The sequence below is a fragment of the Nonomuraea sp. NPDC003804 genome (assembly GCF_040610675.1).
Lineage (GTDB): Bacteria > Actinomycetota > Actinomycetes > Streptosporangiales > Streptosporangiaceae > Nonomuraea.
In genome coordinates this window covers 46770-64271 of sequence record NZ_JBEXMT010000003.1, presented here as the reverse complement: position 1 = coordinate 64271, position 17502 = coordinate 46770, and the positions used below count along the sequence as shown (strand labels likewise).

The window sequence follows — 17502 nt, the reverse complement described above, 5'->3', positions numbered from 1 at the left end:
CCGTCAGCCTGGCCGGGCGAGTGGCGCGGTGCCCAGGTCGGCGTGGAGCCGGGCGGCCGCCTCCGTCTCGCCCAGGACTTCGAGCGACCGCGCCTCGTCGAAGGTGATTCCCAACCGGCGGGCGGCGGCCAGGGCGCCGGTGGCGGCCCGTCCGGCCGCCGTCCGCCGGCCGGTGACCTGATGCACCAGCGCCGCCGCCCAGCCCATGCGGGCCGCCGCCGACGGCGTCAGGCGGGTCAGCCTGTCCATGTGACGTAGCACCATCGCGACGGCGGGATCGTCGGCCTCCAGCGTCCAGAGGACCTCGGCCAGCCCCGCCCACGCTTCGAGGGTGCCCCTGAGCGGCATGTCCGGCCGCGCGGCCGTGCGCAACGCGTCGTCCACGGCCAGGCGGGCGGCGGCGGTATCCCCGCCGAGCAGGTGGAACCGGGCGCGGGCCACGCCGAGCCGTACCCGCTGGATCGTCGGGATCTTCGCGCCGGCCCGGGCGAAATGGTCCTCGCCGAGCGCGGGCAACGCCAGTGTCGCCTCCTCCGCAGCCTTCAACACCGCGCCCACGCCGGAGGTCTCCTGGTCCGCGAGCCGTAGCAGCGCCTCGGCCTGTCCGGTCAGGCACCAGTAACCGGACAGCTCTTCTCCCATGCGCGCGATCGACGCCTCGGCCACCGCCGCCATCATCGGCGCGGCGGCCGTGTAGCGGCCCCGCTGGATCTCCAGGTCGGCGAGGAGCCCGAGGCAGTGCTCCGCCAGGCGGGGATCGGCGGGATGCCGGCGGGCCAGGGTGAGGACCCGCTGCGCGGCGGTGAACCGTCCTTCGGCGGCCAGCCGCAGCCCCCGCGCGAGGCGGGCGCGGGAGACCGCCACCGGGTCCGCGACCTTGGCGATCTCCTCGTCGGCGAGACGGCCGTAGTAGCGGGCCGCCGTCTCGAAACCGGCGAGGGCGGTGACGACGGCGAAGTTCGCGTAGGCTTCGGCGCGTTCGACGGCCCCGCCCGCCCGCTCCGCCGCGTCCAGGTGGCGCACCACGCTGAGCAGCATCGTGCTGCGCTCCTGCCGGTGGTAGCCGAGTTCGGCCAGGACGGACAGGGTTCGCGCGGCCTCGGCGGCCAGCTCGCGCGCGGGCTCGTGCCGGGCGACTCCGCTCAGCGCGGTGGCGCGGTGGATCACCTGACGGGTCAACGCCGCGGCGACCGCCCCGGCCTTTCCAGCCCGCGTCGAGGGCAGCGGGCGATCGGCGACCGCCAGTGCGTCCCTGAACGCTCCCAGGCTCTCCGCGCCGCGCTCGAACTGGAAGTGCGCGATTCCGGCGAGCCGGTGCCATCGGGCCGCCGCCGCCCGCTCGCCGCGCACCGTCGCGATCATGTCGGAGGCCACGGACAGCGCTTCCGCATAGCGGTGCCGGCGCAGGCACAGCGTCCAGTAGTCCTCCGCGAACGCCGCCCGCTCGGCGTCGGTGAGCCGGTGGACCAGGTGCCGCCAGGCCTGCCGGATGTCGTCGATCTCCGGCTCGAACTCGTCGAGCACGGCCCGGTCGGCATGGTCGCGGAGCCGGCCGGCGCGCTCCCGCAGGAACCGGGCGTACCAGTGGGCATGGCGGACCCGGGGCGACTGGTCGGTCAGCCGCGCGACCGCGCACTGCCGTACGAGCTCGTGCACCCGGTACCGGCCGTCGTCGTCGCGGCGCACCAGCGAATGATCGGTCAACCGTGCGATGGCCAGGACGGTCGTGGCCGCGACCGCGATCCCCGCGGCGAGCGTGAAGCCGCCGGCGAACACCGACACGGCGGCCAGGGCCCGCTGTTCACAGGTGGTGAGCAACTGCCACGAGGTGTCGAAGACGTGCTGCATGCTCGCGTGGCGCGCGGCGGCCGCCGGTGCCGGATGCACCAGCAGCGCCGCCGGAGCCTCCGCGGCACGCTCCGGCGGAGAGTGCGCCTCCAGTTGGTCGGCGATCTCCTCGCAGGTCATCGCCCTGGTCAGCGTCGCCGCCAGCTCGACGGCGAGGGGCAGTCCGCCGACGGCGCCGCAGATGCGGTCGAGCGAGCGCGCGTCGGGGTCGATGCGCGGGTCGAGATTCCTGGCACGTTCCACGAACAGTGCTCGCGCGGCGGCCCCGCGCAGGACCGGCACCTCGTGGACGTGCTCCGCGCAGATGCCCAGCCGGCGCCGCGAGGTCGCCAGGATCCGTACGGCAGGCGCCACCGCCAGGATCGCCCCGGCCAGCGGGGCCATGCCGGGCAGGTGCTCGAGATTGTCCAGGACCAGGACCAGGTTCCGGTGCCGGACGGCGGCGAGCAGCAGGTCGCGGGCGGGCCTCGGCGGTGTCAGGTCGACGCCGGCGGCCTCCGCCAACGTCGTCACGACCACGTCCGTCCCACTCGTGGCCGCCGCCCGAGCATCGGGCGACCGGACTCCGGCGAACGAGACGAACAGCACCTCGCAGTCGGTTCGTTCGGCGACGGCGACGGCCAGCCGGGTCTTGCCCACGCCACCCGGACCGGTCAGCGTGAGCAGCCGCACCTCCCGATCACGCAGCTTCGCCGACACCCTCTCCACCTCGGCCTCGCGGCCGATCAGCCGGGTCAGCGGGCGCGGCAGCCCGCGCCGCGCGGCCGGTCCGCTCGCCGGGGCGCCCCGTGGTTCCCGGCGCGCACCCGATCGGGGCCCGGCGGGGGCGATCCGCTGCCGCAGCGCCTCGGTGCGGGGATCGGGCGCGACGCCGAGCTCCTGGTCCAGCGTCCGGCGGCAGGCCTCGTACTGCGTCAGGGCGCCCGCGCGGTTGCCCGTCGCCCAGAGCGCTTCGATGATCAGGCGATGCGCGCTCTCGTCCAGCGCGTCGATGTCCAGGACCCGGCGCGCCAGCCGTACGGCGTCCGCGCAGTCGCCCCGCTCCCGCGCCGCGTGCGCCCGCGCGCTCAGCGCCTGTACGGCGGCGCGCCCGGCCTGCCGCCGGCGCTCGGCCACCCAGTCGTCGAACCCAGGAGCGTTCGGGACCGCGAGATCGTCCAGGAAACCGCCCCGGTAGTCCGCCGGCACCGTGCCGTTCTCGACCAGGTCGGCCCAGTCCAGCGAGTACGGCCGGCCGCGGTCGAACGCGACGTGGGTCCGGCTGATGATCAGATGATCGCCCACGGCGCGGCGCAGCTCCATCAGGGCGAGCCGCAGACTTCCGCGTGCCTTCGTCTCCGAGCGGTCGCCCCATAACAGCCCGGCGAGGGCGGATCTGGTGTGCGGTGTGCTCTCGACGATCAGGTAGAACAGCACGGCCCGCGCCTTCACCGACGTCACCGGCACGGCGGAACCGTCCCCGGCGGTCAGTGACGAAGCCCGCAGCACACGCACATGCAAGTCGTCCATCCGCGACCCCCGTCGGCATGACCCCGTGCACGTGCCCCGATGCTACATTCGCCGCGGGGCCGCTCATAGACATTCATGCCGAGAAAGTCGCCGCATTCAGCTCGCGAATACGGCAGGCAGCGAAGACATTCCGATTTCCGGAATTCGGATGAACCGCATCCTCGCTTGCCTGCCCTCGTCCCGTTTCGTCAGTCGACCTCGTACACGATCGTGTATTCGGCGCCGTTCAGATGGTCGAACTTCTCGACCTGGATCCCGGCACCGGCCTCGCTGGAGCTGACCACGACGCTGCCCAGGAAGTCGTCGTTGCTGCCCTTGTCCACGTCGAACAGCTCCATCGTGGCCGTGCTAAAGAATTCGAACGTCGTCCCCGTGAGGATCTCCGTGTCGCCCTTGCCCATCTTGCCGGGCCCGAACTTGCTCACCCCGTTGATGAACAGCTGCGGCTCGTCCTCGCCGACGCTGTCCTGCTTCTTGTTGCAGGTCAGGGAGATGAGCTCGATGGTGTACGTCGTGGCGCCTGTCGCGGAGGTCGCCGCGGTCGCCGACGCCGCCGGCAGCAGCGTCGCGCTCGCCAGCGCGGCGGTGGCGACCGGCAGCGCCGCCCATCGAAGAACTCTGTTCATCGCTTTTCCTTTCCCCCTCGGGCGCGCGCCCGGGTGCTTTTTCGGAACAGCACCAGTGCATCCGAAAGAGCCGGCGAGGTCTGTCTCGCCGGATACACAGCGATGGTGTTCTTCGATACAGTCGCCCGGTCGGAAAAGGCGGCCGTCGTCCGAGGGGGCGTTGTCCGGAAAGCCGTCGTCCGGAAAGCCGTTGTCCGAGGAGTGACGCGCTAGCCGTCACGAACCGTTCGGCGTCGTCGATCCACGGATGGTGTCCCGCGCCCGGCTGGACGACGACCTCGGCGTTCGCGAAGGCGGGGGTCGCGCGCTGCGCGGTCAGGTGCGGGCGGGGGCAGGGGCGGGGCGGCGGTCGCGGCGCAGGCCGTACAGGGCGATGAGCAGGCCGGCGCCGGTGAGGAGCGCGCCCACGAGGTAGATCGAGCGCAGCCCGGGGCCGCCGCTGATCACCTGTCCGCCGAGCCAGCCCGCGAAGGCGGCGGCGACCTGGAAACCGGAGGCGTTGACCGCCACGGCGAGGGTCGGGGCCGTGCCGGCCGTGGTCAGGACGCGGGTCTGCATGCCCGGGATGATCGCGAACGCCAGCACGCCGATGGCGAAGGTCATGATCGCCGCGGCCACCTGGTTGCCGCTGACCAGCCAGAACAGTGCCAGCGTGCCCGCCAGGACAGCCAGCAGCCCGGCCAGTGACGGCATCAGCGCCTTGTCCGACAGCCACCCGCCGAGGAAGTTGCCGACGACGGCGCCGGTGCCGTACACCAGCAGCAGCCCGGGTACGGCGGCGGCGGAGAACCCGCTGACGTCGGTGAGCAAGGGGGCGATGTAGGTGAAGACGGTCACGATTCCCACGTTGCCCACCGCGGTGAGCGCGATGGCGAGGCGCAGGTCGCGGCGCGCGAACACCCGCAGCTCGCCCAGGACGGAGCCGGTCGCGGCGGCGGGCTGCGCCGGGAGGTGCCGCAGCACCAGCAGCAGGGCCGCGAAGGTGAACGCGGCGACCGTGGCGAAGGTGGCCCGCCAGCCGAGGTGCTGGCCGATGAAGGTGCCGATGGGCGTGCCGAGGATGATGCCGAGGTTCATGCCCAGGGTGAGCTTGGCGACCGTGGACGCCTGCCTGCCCGCGGCGGCCATCGAGACGGCGGTGGCGATCGCGACGGCGAAGAACGTGGCCACGACCAGGCCGGCGGCGAACCGCGACACGAGCAGGACGGCGTAGTTCCCCGCCAGCGCCGAGCCCAGGTTGGCGAGCACGGAGACGGCGACGAGCCCGGCGATCAGCGGTTTGCGGGCCAGCCGTGCCGTGAGGACGGTGACCACCGGACCGCCGACGATCATGCCCAGCGCGTAGGCCGTCACCAGCAGGCCGGCGTCCGGAACCGACACCGCCAGGTCGGCGGCCACGTCCGGCAGGATGCCGGCGATCACGAACTCGCCGGTCGTGAGGCCGAACACCACCAGCATGAGGGAGAAGACGAAGAGCGGCATGACGGATGCCCCAAGTAGATCTAGTTGGAATAATATCAACTAGAACTATCACAGCTGTAATCAGCGGCGCTAGGCTGGGGGGTATGACGAGTCGGCCGGACCTGTCGGTGGATGCCCAGATCGACCGTGACGTGTGCAAGCTGGTCCACCAGTTCGTGCAGCGACTCGACGTCCATGTGCGCCGTGTCGCCGACGAGGTCGGCCTGACCCCCACGCAGGTGGTCGCGCTGCGCGAGCTGTCCGAGCCGATCACCGCGCGCGAGCTGGCCGGCAGGATGTTCTGCGAGCCGTCCAACGCGACCTTCGTCCTGGATCGGCTGGAGCTGCAGGGCCTGGTCCAGCGCCTGCCGCACCCGACGGACCGGCGGGCCAAGCGGATCGTGCTCACGCCGGACGGCGAGCGGTGCCGGGCCGACGTCGTCGCCCGCCTGGGTACCCGGTCGCCGCTCACGGCGCTGGCCGCCGACCAGCAGGAGGCCCTGCGCGAACTCCTGCGGGCGCTCGTCCAGTAGGGCCGCGGCCTGCCTGTTCTCATCCGGGCTTCGGCATGCCCGGAAAGCCTGCCGTCGTCGTCGATGCGGTCGGATCGTCACCAGTGGATGGAAGCGTGGGGCTTGACCTGAGGCGCCATCTCGAATAATGATAATTCCGACCGTAATAGTAGAGAAACCCGGAAATGGGGATGCCGTGCGCGCGCTCATCCTGCTCGGCCTGGTCGGCTTCGCCGCCCAGCTCGTGGACGGCAGCCTGGGCATGGCCTACGGCGTCACCTCCACCACGCTCCTGCTGGCCGTCGGCACCAACGCGGCCGCGGCGTCGGCGACCGTGCACCTGGCCGAGATCGGCACCACGCTCGCCTCCGGCATCGCGCACTGGCGGTTCAACAACGTCGACTGGAAGGTCGTCGCCAAGATCGGCATCCCGGGAGCGGTCGGCGCCTTCGCGGGGGCGACGTTCCTGTCGAGCCTCTCGACGGCGGCCGCGGCGCCGATCATGTCGATCATCCTGCTGTCGCTCGGCGCCTACATCCTGGTCCGGTTCACCGTCTTCGGGCTGCCCCGTGCCGACTTCGGCAAGCCGCTGCGCAAGCGGTTCCTGGCGCCGCTCGGCCTGCTGGCCGGGTTCGTCGACGCCACGGGCGGCGGCGGGTGGGGCCCGGTCGGCACGCCCGCCATCCTCGCGAGCGGCCGGCTGGAGCCGCGCAAGGTGATCGGCTCGGTCGACACCAGCGAGTTCCTCGTCGCCCTCGCGGCCAGCACCGGTTTCCTCGTCGGGATCGGCTCGCAGAACATCGACTTCACCTGGGTCGGCGTCCTGCTGCTCGGTGGCATCCTCGCCGCGCCCATCGCCGCCTGGCTGGTACGGCACATCCCGCCGCGCATCCTCGGCTCGGCCGTGGGCGGCGTCATCATCCTCACCAACCTGCGCACGCTACTGCGCAGCGACTGGGTCGCCGCTCCCGGCGGCGTGCAGACCGTCGCCTACCTCGCCATCGCGCTGATCTGGGCCGGGGCGATCACGCACTCGGTTCGTGCCTACCGCAGGGACAAGGCCGCCGCCCCGGTCGAGTCGCTCGAGGTCGAGCTGCGGCCGCGCGAGAGCGAGCCGGAGACCGCGCGCACGCCCGCCTGACCGCCCGACGGGCCGGCCTGATCGTCTGACGGGTCGGCCTGATCGTCCGAGGGGTCGGCCTGACTGTCCGACGCGCCGGCCTGACCGCCCGACCCGGTCTGACCGCCGCCGGGCCGCGCGGGCACCGGTGCTCGGCGATTGCCCGGTCCTGGACGAGGTGAGACAACGGAACGGTGCCACGGGCCGGGTGAGCGTGACCCCGAACCCCTACGTCCCGACGCGACCGCGGACCTGGTTCGGCCTGCTCATCGGCACACCCGGCTACTCGAACATGGTCATGTACATCGACGAGGTCGTCTCCGGCCCCTACCGGCCCTGACCTTCCCAAGCGCGGCGGGTGACAAGGCCGGTACCCCAACGGGTGGCTCCGCCGTATGGTTCGCTCGTGCTAAATTTTGGCCAAGCGGTCAGAAATTGAGCTGACCGGCCAGAGTTGGGCCCCGCAAGGAGACGGAATGAGACTCGAACTTCGGCCACCCCGGCACCAGGTCGACCCGCGAGCCGTCCGGTGGTGGACGACCCAGGCGCTGGTCCCCGTCGTGCCCCCGGTTCTCGTGCTGGGCCTGCTGGCGTTACTGATCCCGCCCGCCCGGGCGTGGCTCCTGCTGTCCCTGGCCGTGGTGGCGGTGCCCGGCGTGGCGTACGCGGCGATCATGCCGCGCCGGCGCTACCGCGTGCACCGGTGGGAGACGACCGAGGACGCGGTCTACGCGGCTTCCGGCTGGGTGTGGTACAAGGCGCGGGTGGCGCCGATGTCGCGCATCCAGACCGTCGACACCGTGCGGGGGCCGCTGCAGCAGATCTTCAAGCTGTCCGGGGTGAAGGTCACCACGGCCTCGGCGGCAGGCTCGATCACCATCCAGGGGCTCGACCACGTGCTCGCCGCCGACCTCGTCGAGCGGCTCACCGCCAGGACGCAGGCCGTCCCCGGGGACGCGACGTGACCGGGCACGACATGACCGGGCACGACATGGCAGGGCGGGACGTGACCGGGTGTGGCACGGAGGGGCGTGACGTGTCCGGCGGGTGGGAGCGGCTCGACCGGCGGACGGTGGGGACCGGGCTCGGCTGGGTGATCGGCCCGGCGATCCCCGCGACAGCCGTCGTCGCCCTCGCGGGGCCGAGCCCGCGGACGGTCATCCCGCTCCTCGCCCTGCTGACGGTCTTCGCCGGCATCGCGGTGCTCGTCACGCTCCGGTACGCCACCACCCGGTTCCGCGTCACCGACGAGCGGGTCGAGCTGCGCGCCGGGCTGCTGTTCAGGCGGCACCGCTCGATCCCGCGCGACCGCGTCAGGGCCGTCGACCTCACGGCCGGGCCCGCGCACCGGCTGTTCGGCCTGGCGGTGGTGCGCGTCGACGCGGGCGAGCAGCAGGCGGGGCTCCGTCTCGACGCGATCGCCGGACCCAGGGCCGAGCACCTGCGCCGGCTGCTGCTCGGCGGGGGGACGGCGGCGCAGCGGGACAACACGCTCGCGGGCCTGCGCCCGCGCTGGATCGGGTTCGCGCTGCTGAGCAGCTGGACGCCGCTCATCGGGCTGGCCCCGTTCGGCGCCTTCTTCCGCGTGCTGGACATCTTCGGAGTCGAGCCCGCAGAGGTCGGGTTCCTGCGTGACGCCTGGGCCGCGGCGAGCACGACCTCGCCGGCGCTGCTGGTCGTGGCGGCGGTCGTGACCGTGACGGTGATCGGGCTGGTGGGCGCGTTGGCCCTGTACGTGGAGGTGTGGTGGCGCTTCCGCCTGTCGCGCGAGTCCGACGGCGCCTACCGGGTACGGCGCGGCCTGCTCACCACGCGGTCGCTGTCGCTGGAGGAGAGCCGGTTGCGCGGGGTCGAGCTGGCCGAGCCGGCGCCTCTGCGTTGGGGCGGCGGCGCCAGGCTGCGCGCGCTGGTCGCCGGCATGAAGCCCGACGACAGCGAGGAGCGGACGTCGGCCGCGCTGCTGCCGCCCGCGCCCCGGGTGACCGCGCTGCGGGTGGCCGCGCAGGTTCTCGGCGGGCCCGCGCTGGAGGTGCCGCTGCGCCCCCATCCGCGGGCGGCGCTGCGGCGGCGGCTGCTGCGGGCCGTCTGGCCGCTCGTGCCGGCGGCGCTCGCGCTGGCCGGGCTCGGGGCGTGGCTGAGCTGGGTTCCCGGCGCGCTGTGGCTGCTCGCTCCCGCGTGCGCGCTGGTGACCGTGCCGCTGGCCGTCGGCGCCTATCGCAGCCTCGGGCACGGGCTGGCCGGGCCGTACCTGGTGACCCGGTACGGCGCGGCGCTGCGCAGGACGGTGGCGCTGCGCAGGGACGGGGTGATCGGCTGGACGTTCGGCACGTCGCCGGCGCAGCGGCGCAGGGGGTTGATGACGCTGACGGCGGCGACGGCGGCGGGGGCGTACCGGGTGAAGGACGTCGGCGTGGGGGAGGGCGTGGTGTTCGCCGAGGAGGCGGTTCCCGGGCTCCTGGCTCCCTTCCTCGTCTCCAGCGTCTCCCCGCCGGCGCCGCCGCGTTCATGAATGAGACGGGCGCACGGCGACGAGGACCAGCGCGCCACCGCCACCGGGGGACTGCGGCGACCAGCGCACCACGGCCCGGCGGGCGCGGCGCCCCCCAATGTGACCGTCCGGCGGGCGCGGCGACGGGCATGCCGCCGCCCGTCGGGCGCGGCGGCGCGAGGCGTGCCGGCCCGGACGGCTCAGAAGAGGCGCTGGCAGCCGTAACCGGTGATCCCCGTGGGCGTGTCGGCCTCCCCTGACGTGCACAGGATGATGCGGGTCAGCTGGAACGGCGACCAGACGGCGAACGGTTCGAGGATCGGCCCCTGGGCGGGCGCGCCGTCGGTGCCCTGGCAGTAGGCGCCGGTCAGCGTGCCGTCCTCGCCGAGGTTCACGATGACACAGGTGTAGGTGGGGGTCGCGGCGGCGTGGGCGGGCGAGACGGGGCCGAAGAGAGCGAGCAGGGCGAAGCCGAGCAGGGCGACAATGATCTTCACGGAAGGTTCCTTCCTGAGAGAGCGATCAAGCGGGTGGAGTCATGGTCAACGACCCCATGTCGGCAATGTAGTATTCGCTCGATCACGCAACGTAGTCGCCACGAGGGGGAGTGCTCAGGTCATCGGCCAGGCGTCCTGATCGGCCAGGCTGAGCACCAGCGCGGCGATGTTCCACGCGTCGTCCTCGCCGCGATGGTGGCGTCCCTCCAGGGGAAGTCCCGCGATCCGCAGGGCTGCGGCCATCCCCGGCCGCTTGCGCAGCCCGTGCGCCTCGGTGAAGACCGCCTTGGCGTTGGCGTGACGGCGACTGAAGGGGTAGGCCGCGCCGGTGGCCGCGCACTGCCGGGTGAACTGGTGGCGGTCGTAGTCGCCCCAGCTCGCCCACGGCCGCGACCGCGCCGCGTGCTCGGCCGCCAGCGTCCTGCACGCCTCGGCGAAACCCACTCCCGTCTCGACCTCGGCCTGGGTGAGCCCGGTCAGGTCGGTGCAGAAGGCGCTGACCGTGGACCGTGCCGGCCGTACGAGGATGCGGTGGCGGGAGCGGCGCTCACGCGTGCGGAGGTCGACGACGGTCAGCCCGATCTCGATGATCTCGCTGACCGATCCCGGCGGCGGCTGGCCGTCCCAGCAGGTGGCCTCGACGTCGACGACGTTCAGTTCCATGTCGGCGAGCGTAGAGAGGCCACGGGGCCGGGGTCATCTCAGTTTCGGCCGAGCACCGGGTAGTTGCTGCGGAAGACGCCGTCGGGGTCGTGGCGGCGCTTGATGTCGCGCAGCCGGGCGAGGGTCTCGGCGGGGAAGGCGGCCTCGGCGCTCTCTCCGGGCGACAGGAACGTGAACGGCTTGCGCCCGCCCTCGATGATCTCCCGCTGCCGGTCCTCGACGCCGGGCGTGCCGAACAGGTACAGCAGGTAGGAGGCGTCGAGCTGTCCCGCGGCGCTGTCGGACGGCCGCGCGAGGGCCCCGCCCAGGTGCCTGATCTGCACGCCGATCAGCGGGTCGATGGGTGTGAGCCGGTCCAGGAGGAGCGGACGCTGGAGGAGGCCCAGCCGTGCGCGCGGGAGAACCAGGACAGGCCGCCGCCCAGGGTGTACCCGGTGACGGTCACCACGGGTGAGCTGCCCGGCAGGCCGGTCAGGCCGTGCGCGCCGGCCGCCGCCTGCACCTCGCCCCACGCGACGCCGGCGCCGGCACGCGCGGTCCTGGCCGGCACGTCGATCTCCAGGGTGGACAGCCCGCGGGTACGCAGTAGCAGGACGCCGTCGACGTCGCCGCTCGCGCCGTGCCCGCTCGGCTGGGCCGCAACCGCCAGCCCCTGCTTGCGGGCCAGCTTGACGGCGTCGGCCACGTCGTCGGCGTCGTGCGCCTCGGCGACCGCGCTGACGGGCTGGTCGACGGCCAGGTTCCAGGGGCGGGTCGCCTGCTCGAAGCCTGCGTCCCCGGGGAGGAGAAGGTTCACCATCAGCCACCGTTCTCGATGTCAGATATCCAGGATTGTGTCATGGGACGATCAGGTCCGCAGGTTCGCGAACCACGATCGGGTGCCTGCGGGTGTCGCGGGGTAACGCGCCTCGACGGTCTGCCTGATGTCGGCCAGCGTCTGGCTCGCCAACTCGTGCCGCCAGGCCAGCTCCGCCCTGCGCATCGCCTGCGCGATCACGCAGGACTCCCGGTAGTCGACGTGCGGGCTGCCGCCGGGGCCCTGGCGCAGGATCTGCTCACACCTGAACGCCTCGTCCGCGCCTTCGATCGCGGTCACCACGTCCATCAGCGTGATCCGGTCGAGGGGACGGGCCAGCCGGAACCCGCCCTTGGGGCCCGACGTCGAGCTGACGATGCCCGCCCGCGCCAGCGCCTGCAACTGCTTGTTGAGGTACGCCGTGGGGAGGCCGTAGAAGGCGGCCAGCTTGGCCGCCGTCATCGCCTCGCCCGTCTCGATCCACGAGAGGTTGAGGCAGCTGTGGAGCGCCCACTCGACGCCCTCGCTCATGCGCATATCCTGGATATTACACGTCTAGAATAGGGATCGCCATGGTCGCGCCCCACGAATCCGGCCGGACCACGCTGAACCCCATGGCCTGGTAGAAGGCGAACGCTCCGGCGTTGCCCGCGCCCACCCCGAGGTGCAGGCCCGGCACCTCCCTGGCCCGCAGCTCGTCGAGCAGCGTCCGCATCAGCCGTCGCCCCAGACCCGCCCCCTGCCCCCTCGGCAGGACGTCGATGTGCAGGTGGGCGGGGTAGCGGTCGTAGAGCTCGTCCGGTGTCGGCCTGGCGTCGTGGATGCGCTTCACGCACCACCAGTCGAGCGTGCCGTCGCCGGGGTCGGCGGCCATCGTGCGCGGATAGCGGGCCCGCAGGCCGGGCCACCAGTGCTCCTCCAGCCAGTGCTGGAAGGCCGGGGTGTCGGCGGTGGCGATGATGTAGCCCAGCACGCCCCGCCGGTCCACGGCGACGAAGCTCAGGCCGGGATCGGCGGCCGGATAGGGGCCCGCGTAGATGTGGGCGAGCAGGTCGGGGTCGTGGTAGAGCGCGGTGGCGTCCTTGCCCGAGTCTCCCGTCTGGAGACACACGCGGTACATGCCCGGCAGATCGTACGGCTGGAACGGTCGAATCTCCGCCATCTGGCTCATCCCCCTCGCGCACAGTAGCGATTGCGCGAACGTACCAGGCACCGCCCGCCGTACCGCCGAGCGCACCCCCGGCGCAGGCCCGCCGGTTACGTTCGGGAGACCCTGACGTCGCCGTCGACGCTCCTGGCCACGATGGTCCTCTCACTTCCCTTGCCCGCGTCCTTGAGCTCCGCATCGGTACGGCCGTTGCGGCTCTCCGCGGTGATCCCGTACTCGCCCTCCGGCACGGTCACCACCACCCCGCCCTCGCGTGACAGGGCGTCGACCCTGCCCGGCGGGGCGGCGAACTGCACCCGGACGGCGCCGTCACGCGAGTGGGCCCGCACGTCGGCCGACCGGGTGGCCCTCGACCTGATCAGCCCCTCGCTCGTGCGCAGCCGCAGCACACCCGACAGGCCGTCGGCGAGGATGTCGCCGCCGGTGGTGGCGACCGTGACGTCCTGGTCCAGGCCGGACAGCGTCACCCGCTCGTCCCCTCCCTCGACCAGGAGCTTCACCCCCGGCGGCAGGTGCACGGTGTAGCGGGCGCCGCAGGTGGCGAAGAAGACCGTGCAGTCGGTGCGCAGCGACAGCCGGCCGTTCTCCAGCGCCCACGTGGACTTGCCCGGCTCACCGGCGGAGCCCTGCAGCCACCTGTCGACCTTCACCCCCGAGGCGTCGCCGGGGACCACGCGCAGATCGCCCACCCTCGTCTTGACGGTGAGCGTGCCTCCCGGGTGAGGGAAGGTCGTGGCCTGGTGCCGTTCTGTCGTGTCGAGCTGGAGTCCGCAGGCGGTCAGAGTGACGAGGCCCACCGCGGCCAGTGCGATCATCCGCTTCATGAAGCCGATCGTGGCGCCGATCGGCGGCGCTGCTATCGGCCATGTGGACGATCCGCCATCGGCCGATCGTCCCTACCTGTGGAGCGCGGACAGCAGCTTCTCGACGGGGGAGAGGGGGTCGTCGCCGACGGGGCGGAGCACGACGGTGCTCGCGCCGGCCGCCCACAGCGCCTTGACCGCCGCGGCGGCCTGGGCGGGGGAGCCGTCGGCGGCGAAGACCTCGGCCCTGTCGACCTCCAGGAAGCTCGCCACCTCCTCGCGGATCCCGTCCAGCCCGGCCGGGTCGTCGACGCACAGGTGGGTGAAGACGATCAGCTCGTGCTCGCCCGCCGCGCAGATGCGCTCCAGTGCCGGGCCGATCGCCTCGGGGCCGAAGCCCTCGGGCAGGATCGTGCCCTGCGCCACCCGGCCCGACAGGGCCAGCGAGCGAGGGCTCTTCACGCCTGCCACGACCGGCGGGACGACGGCGGGCGGGTGCACCAGCCGTACCTCGTCGAGACGGACGGACCTGCCGTCCATGGTCACGCTCTCGCCGCGCAGCAGCCCGCGCACCGCGGTGATCGTCTCCTCCAGCAGCGCCAGCGGCGAGGGGGCGGCGGCGCCGACCTGCCGCATCCACTCCTGCACGCCGTGCCCGACGCCGCCGACGAAGCGCCCGGGGAACATCCTGGCCAGGTTGGCGAACTCCATCGCCAGCAGCATCGGGTTGCGCAGCGGGGCCGGCGCGATGCCGAGGCCGACGCGCAGCCGCGAGGTACTGGCGAGCGCGGCGGCGGCCGAGGTGAGGCCGCCCGTCCAGCCGAGGTCCTCGACCACCCAGAGGTCGTCCACCCTGGAGTCGAGCGCCTGCGCGAACGGGACGAGCCGCTCGGGCGGCAGGTCGCGGTCGAACATCACGCCAAGCCTCATCAGGCCATCCTCCGACGGTCGGGGCCGCGCCTCAGGCCGGCGCGCGAGCGTCGCCGATGCTAGTGAACGCTCTCAGCCGGCGGCAAGGTCACGCCGCCAGCGCCTGCCGCGCCTCGTCGATCGAGTCGGTCACCTCGAAGTGCCGGTCCAGGTTGGTGATCGTCAGCAGGTGGGGGATCATCCCGTCGCCCACGATCAGCATCAGCCTGCCGCGCTGCTGACGGACCCTGGTCAGCGTCGAGACCAGCAGCCCGAGACCGACCGAGTCGCAGAACGGCACCTGGCTCAGGTCGATGGCCAAATGCGGCTGTTCCATGGTGGCGAGCATGGCAGCGAGCACGGTGTCGATCTCGGCTCTCATCCGGGGGACCGTCGTCAGATCCAGATCCCCGACCGCCTGGAGGAGTGCGAACCGACCGTCCGTCCAGGACCTGACCACCATTTCAGACACCTCCGCTCATGCGGTCTTCCCCTGCCCACAATGGACGGGAGCTATGCCCCCTTTTTGCAGATGTTCTCCCTTGCCGTGCGGGTGTCCGGGGTACTCTCCGGCGACGGCGACACGGACGGTGTGGTGGCCGGCGCGGGCTTGCGGATCTTCGGCTGGTCCCGCCCGGCCACGACCTCGATGCCCTTGATGTCGCTCTCCTTGAGCTCGGCGCCCGGAATCGCCGCGGCCACCGTCTTCGCCGCCTCGGCGTGGTCGGGCGCGTACCGTACGACCGTGGTCGCGAAGTCCTTGCGCGGGGTGTTGCCCGGCTCGTCCGGCACCTTGAACCCGTAGGCGACCAGCCCCGCCTTGGTGCGCGCGCCGAGCCCGGTGATGAGCGTGCCGTTCAGCACCCTGACCGTGATGTCCTTGGCCGGTACGGCCCGCGTGCTCGGCGTGGGCGGCGGCTTCGGCGCGGGCTTGGCCAGGTCCTGGTCGGCGGCGATGCGGCGGAACAGCTCGGTGGCCCGCTCCTTGTCCCACAGCACGGCCGACTCGCCCGTCGGCGTCTTGAAGTCGACGTCGGCCAGCGGCACGTGGGCGAACTTCACGTCGTTGAGGGAGACGCCCTTGAGCTGCTCGACCAGCGGCACGAGCCCGTCGTCGGGATCGACCTTGATCGTGGCGAGCGAGGCGTTGACGAAGGAGATCAGGTTGGCCGGGTTGGCCAGCGCCTCACTGAGCATCGCCGAGATGACCTGCTGCTGGCGGTCGATGCGGTCGAGGTCGGAACGGGCGGTCGCCCTGGTGCGGGCGTAGCCGAGCGCCTTCGCGCCGTCGAGCCGGTGGGTGCCCGCCGCCAGGTCGAGCCCGGTCTTGGGGTCGTCGATCGGCACCGGCGTGCAGACGGTCACGCCGCCGAGCCGGTCGACGACGTCGACGAAGCCCAGGACGTTCACCTCGATGTACCGGGTGATCGGCAGCCCCGTCACCTGCTGCACCGCCTTGACCGCCAGCTTGGCGCCGCCGAACTGGTAGGCCGAGTTGATCTTGTGCTGGCCCTTGCCGGGGATCGTGGTCCAGGTGTCGCGCGGCAGGCTCACCACCGTCACCCTGCGGTGGTCCTCCGACAGGTGGATCACCATCATCGTGTCGGTGCGCTCGCCCGACTCGCGGCCCAGCTTGAGCCGGTTCTGCTCCTTGCGGGTCAGGTCGTCGCGCTTGTCGACGCCGACCAGAAGAATGTTCATCGCGCCGCGAGGGGCCTGCTCGACCGCGCCGAGACCCGCGTCGACCGAGCCGATCTGCCGGGGCGTGGCCCAGACCCAGCCGGTGCCGGCCAGGATGACGCTCGACAGGCCGCCCGCGATGATCAGATTGCGCCGCCGCGCCCGCGCCCCGCGACCCGGCCTGCGCGGCGTGCGACGGGGCGCCAGCCTGACACCCCCGGGGGCGTCACCGCCCACGTGCACACCCGCGTCATCCTCCTCCGGGTCGCGCATGCCCGCCCCCTCCAAGCGCCGCCGGAATCGGGCTTTGGATTGCCCTCCTCCCCTGGTCGTACAGTAGCGTGAGGCCCGCCATGAAGCAGTTGCCCGACTCGCCCGCGCAGCCCGCGTTCCCGCAGACGCGCGCCTGGCCGCCGATCTCCGTCGTGATGCCGATCCTCAACGAGGAGCGTCACCTGCGCGAGGCCGTCGCCCAGATCCTCGCCCAGGCCTACCCAGGCCCCATCGAAGTGGTGCTCGCCGTCGGCCCCTCCCACGACCGCACCCAGGAGGTCGCCGACGCCATCGCGGCGGCCGACCCCAGGGTGACCGTGGTGGCCAACCCGACCGGCCGCACCCCCAACGCGCTCAACGCGGCCATCGCCGCCTCCAGACACGCGATCATCGCCAGGGTCGACGGGCACGCCATGCTGCCCGACGACTACCTCAGGGTGGCGGTCGAGACGCTGGAGGAGACCGGCGCCGACAACGTCGGCGGGGTCATGGCGGCCGAGGGCATCACGCCCTTCGAGCAGGCCGTCGCCCGCGCGATGACCTCCAAGATCGGCGTCGGCGCCGCCGCCTTCCACGTGGGCGGTACGGCCGGGCCGGCCGACACCGTCTACCTCGGCGTGTTCCGGCGCAGCGCCCTCGACCGCGTCGGCGGCTACGACGAGCACTTCCAGCGCGCCCAGGACTGGGAGATGAACCACCGCATCCGCGCGACGGGCGGCCTGGTGTGGTTCCAGCCGCGCATGCGCGTCACCTACCGGCCGCGGCCCAACCTCAGAGCGCTGGCCAAGCAGTACTTCCACTACGGGCGCTGGCGGCGCGTGGTGGCCCGCACCCACGAGGGCACGATCAACCTGCGTTACCTGGCCCCGCCGGCGGCGGTGGTGGCGATGGCGCTGGGGCTGCTGGTCTCGCCGTTCTTCCCGCTGGGCCTGGTCATCCCCGGCGGCTACGCGCTGGCGATCGTCGCGGGGTCGGTGCTGACGGGCAGCGGGCTGCCGGGACGGGCCAGGGCGGTGCTGCCACTGGTGTACGCGGCGATGCACCTGTCGTGGGGCTGGGGGTTCCTGACGAGCCCCCGCGAGCTGTCCCGCCCCCAGCACTGAGCACGTTCCCCGGGGGCCCGCTCGCGGGCCCCCTCTGACGTCGCGT

Annotated in this window: 19 protein-coding genes; 6 read left to right on the top strand and 13 right to left on the bottom strand. The window is 72.6% G+C overall.

Annotation, left to right across the window (positions count from 1 at the left end):
- Positions 1–3: 3 nt before the first annotated feature.
- The 3 genes from ABZX22_RS04605 to ABZX22_RS04595 form a co-directional block, all read right to left on the bottom strand.
- Positions 4–3357 (bottom strand): BTAD domain-containing putative transcriptional regulator, encoded by a 3354-nt coding sequence (locus tag ABZX22_RS04605; RefSeq protein WP_354906074.1) that lies wholly within the window; start codon positions 3355–3357, stop codon positions 4–6.
- A gap of 188 nt (positions 3358–3545) precedes the next feature.
- On the bottom strand, positions 3546–3983 hold the full coding sequence (locus ABZX22_RS04600; RefSeq protein ID WP_354906072.1) for a hypothetical protein: 438 nt from the start codon (positions 3981–3983) through the stop codon (positions 3546–3548).
- Between the two features lie 315 nt (positions 3984–4298).
- Positions 4299–5465, bottom strand: coding sequence for an MFS transporter (locus ABZX22_RS04595; RefSeq protein ID WP_354906070.1), 1167 nt, complete (start codon positions 5463–5465; stop codon positions 4299–4301).
- Between the two features lie 83 nt (positions 5466–5548).
- Between ABZX22_RS04595 and ABZX22_RS04590 the strand changes: the two genes are divergently transcribed.
- The 5 genes from ABZX22_RS04590 (at position 5549) to ABZX22_RS04570 (ending at position 9585) form a co-directional block, all read left to right on the top strand.
- Positions 5549–5977: a MarR family transcriptional regulator gene (locus ABZX22_RS04590; RefSeq protein WP_354906069.1), complete on the top strand. Its 429-nt coding sequence runs from the start codon at positions 5549–5551 to the stop codon at positions 5975–5977.
- A gap of 175 nt (positions 5978–6152) precedes the next feature.
- Positions 6153–7097 carry a sulfite exporter TauE/SafE family protein gene (locus ABZX22_RS04585; RefSeq protein WP_354906068.1) on the top strand — a complete coding sequence of 315 codons (945 nt, stop codon included), beginning with the start codon at positions 6153–6155 and terminating at the stop codon, positions 7095–7097.
- Between the two features lie 187 nt (positions 7098–7284).
- Positions 7285–7416, top strand: a complete 132-nt coding sequence (locus tag ABZX22_RS04580; RefSeq protein ID WP_354906066.1) for a hypothetical protein — start codon at positions 7285–7287, stop codon at positions 7414–7416.
- Positions 7417–7552: 136 nt separating this feature from the next.
- Positions 7553–8041, top strand: a complete 489-nt coding sequence (locus ABZX22_RS04575; protein WP_354906064.1) for a PH domain-containing protein — start codon at positions 7553–7555, stop codon at positions 8039–8041.
- A complete protein-coding gene (locus tag ABZX22_RS04570; protein WP_354906062.1) occupies positions 8038–9585 on the top strand; it encodes a PH domain-containing protein in 1548 nt (515 codons plus the stop codon). The genes ABZX22_RS04575 and ABZX22_RS04570 overlap by 4 nt, the downstream gene beginning before the upstream one ends.
- A 179-nt stretch (positions 9586–9764) precedes the next feature.
- On the opposite strand, the gene ABZX22_RS04565 is transcribed toward ABZX22_RS04570, so the two are convergent.
- From ABZX22_RS04565 to ABZX22_RS04520, 10 genes are all read right to left on the bottom strand, one after another.
- A complete protein-coding gene (locus ABZX22_RS04565; protein ID WP_354906060.1) occupies positions 9765–10061 on the bottom strand; it encodes a hypothetical protein in 297 nt (98 codons plus the stop codon).
- A gap of 114 nt (positions 10062–10175) precedes the next feature.
- Positions 10176–10724 carry a 3'-5' exonuclease gene (locus ABZX22_RS04560; RefSeq protein WP_354906058.1) on the bottom strand — a complete coding sequence of 183 codons (549 nt, stop codon included), beginning with the start codon at positions 10722–10724 and terminating at the stop codon, positions 10176–10178.
- A 38-nt stretch (positions 10725–10762) separates the two neighbouring features.
- Entirely contained in the window at positions 10763–11047 is a 285-nt protein-coding gene (locus tag ABZX22_RS04555; protein WP_354906056.1) for a BBE domain-containing protein, read from the bottom strand.
- 5 nt (positions 11048–11052) lie between these two features.
- Positions 11053–11523 carry an FAD-binding protein gene (locus ABZX22_RS04550; protein WP_354906054.1) on the bottom strand — a complete coding sequence of 157 codons (471 nt, stop codon included), beginning with the start codon at positions 11521–11523 and terminating at the stop codon, positions 11053–11055.
- A gap of 48 nt (positions 11524–11571) precedes the next feature.
- A complete protein-coding gene (locus tag ABZX22_RS04545) occupies positions 11572–12051 on the bottom strand; it encodes an Rrf2 family transcriptional regulator (RefSeq protein WP_354906053.1) in 480 nt (159 codons plus the stop codon).
- Positions 12052–12067: 16 nt separating this feature from the next.
- Positions 12068–12682, bottom strand: a complete 615-nt coding sequence (locus ABZX22_RS04540) for a GNAT family N-acetyltransferase (protein WP_354906052.1) — start codon at positions 12680–12682, stop codon at positions 12068–12070.
- A 95-nt stretch (positions 12683–12777) separates the two neighbouring features.
- On the bottom strand, positions 12778–13512 hold the full coding sequence (locus ABZX22_RS04535) for a hypothetical protein (RefSeq protein ID WP_354906051.1): 735 nt from the start codon (positions 13510–13512) through the stop codon (positions 12778–12780).
- 72 nt (positions 13513–13584) lie between these two features.
- The gene (locus ABZX22_RS04530) at positions 13585–14421 is read right to left on the bottom strand and encodes an LLM class flavin-dependent oxidoreductase (RefSeq protein ID WP_354906049.1); all 837 of its coding nucleotides are present in this window, start codon (positions 14419–14421) and stop codon (positions 13585–13587) included.
- A gap of 88 nt (positions 14422–14509) precedes the next feature.
- Positions 14510–14863 (bottom strand): STAS domain-containing protein, encoded by a 354-nt coding sequence (locus tag ABZX22_RS04525; protein ID WP_354906047.1) that lies wholly within the window; start codon positions 14861–14863, stop codon positions 14510–14512.
- Between the two features lie 50 nt (positions 14864–14913).
- Positions 14914–16353, bottom strand: coding sequence for an LCP family protein (locus tag ABZX22_RS04520; RefSeq protein WP_354906046.1), 1440 nt, complete (start codon positions 16351–16353; stop codon positions 14914–14916).
- Between the two features lie 80 nt (positions 16354–16433).
- On the opposite strand from ABZX22_RS04520, the gene ABZX22_RS04515 reads away from it, so the two are divergent.
- Positions 16434–17456, top strand: coding sequence for a glycosyltransferase family 2 protein (locus ABZX22_RS04515; protein WP_354906045.1), 1023 nt, complete (start codon positions 16434–16436; stop codon positions 17454–17456).
- Positions 17457–17502 lie beyond the last annotated feature (46 nt).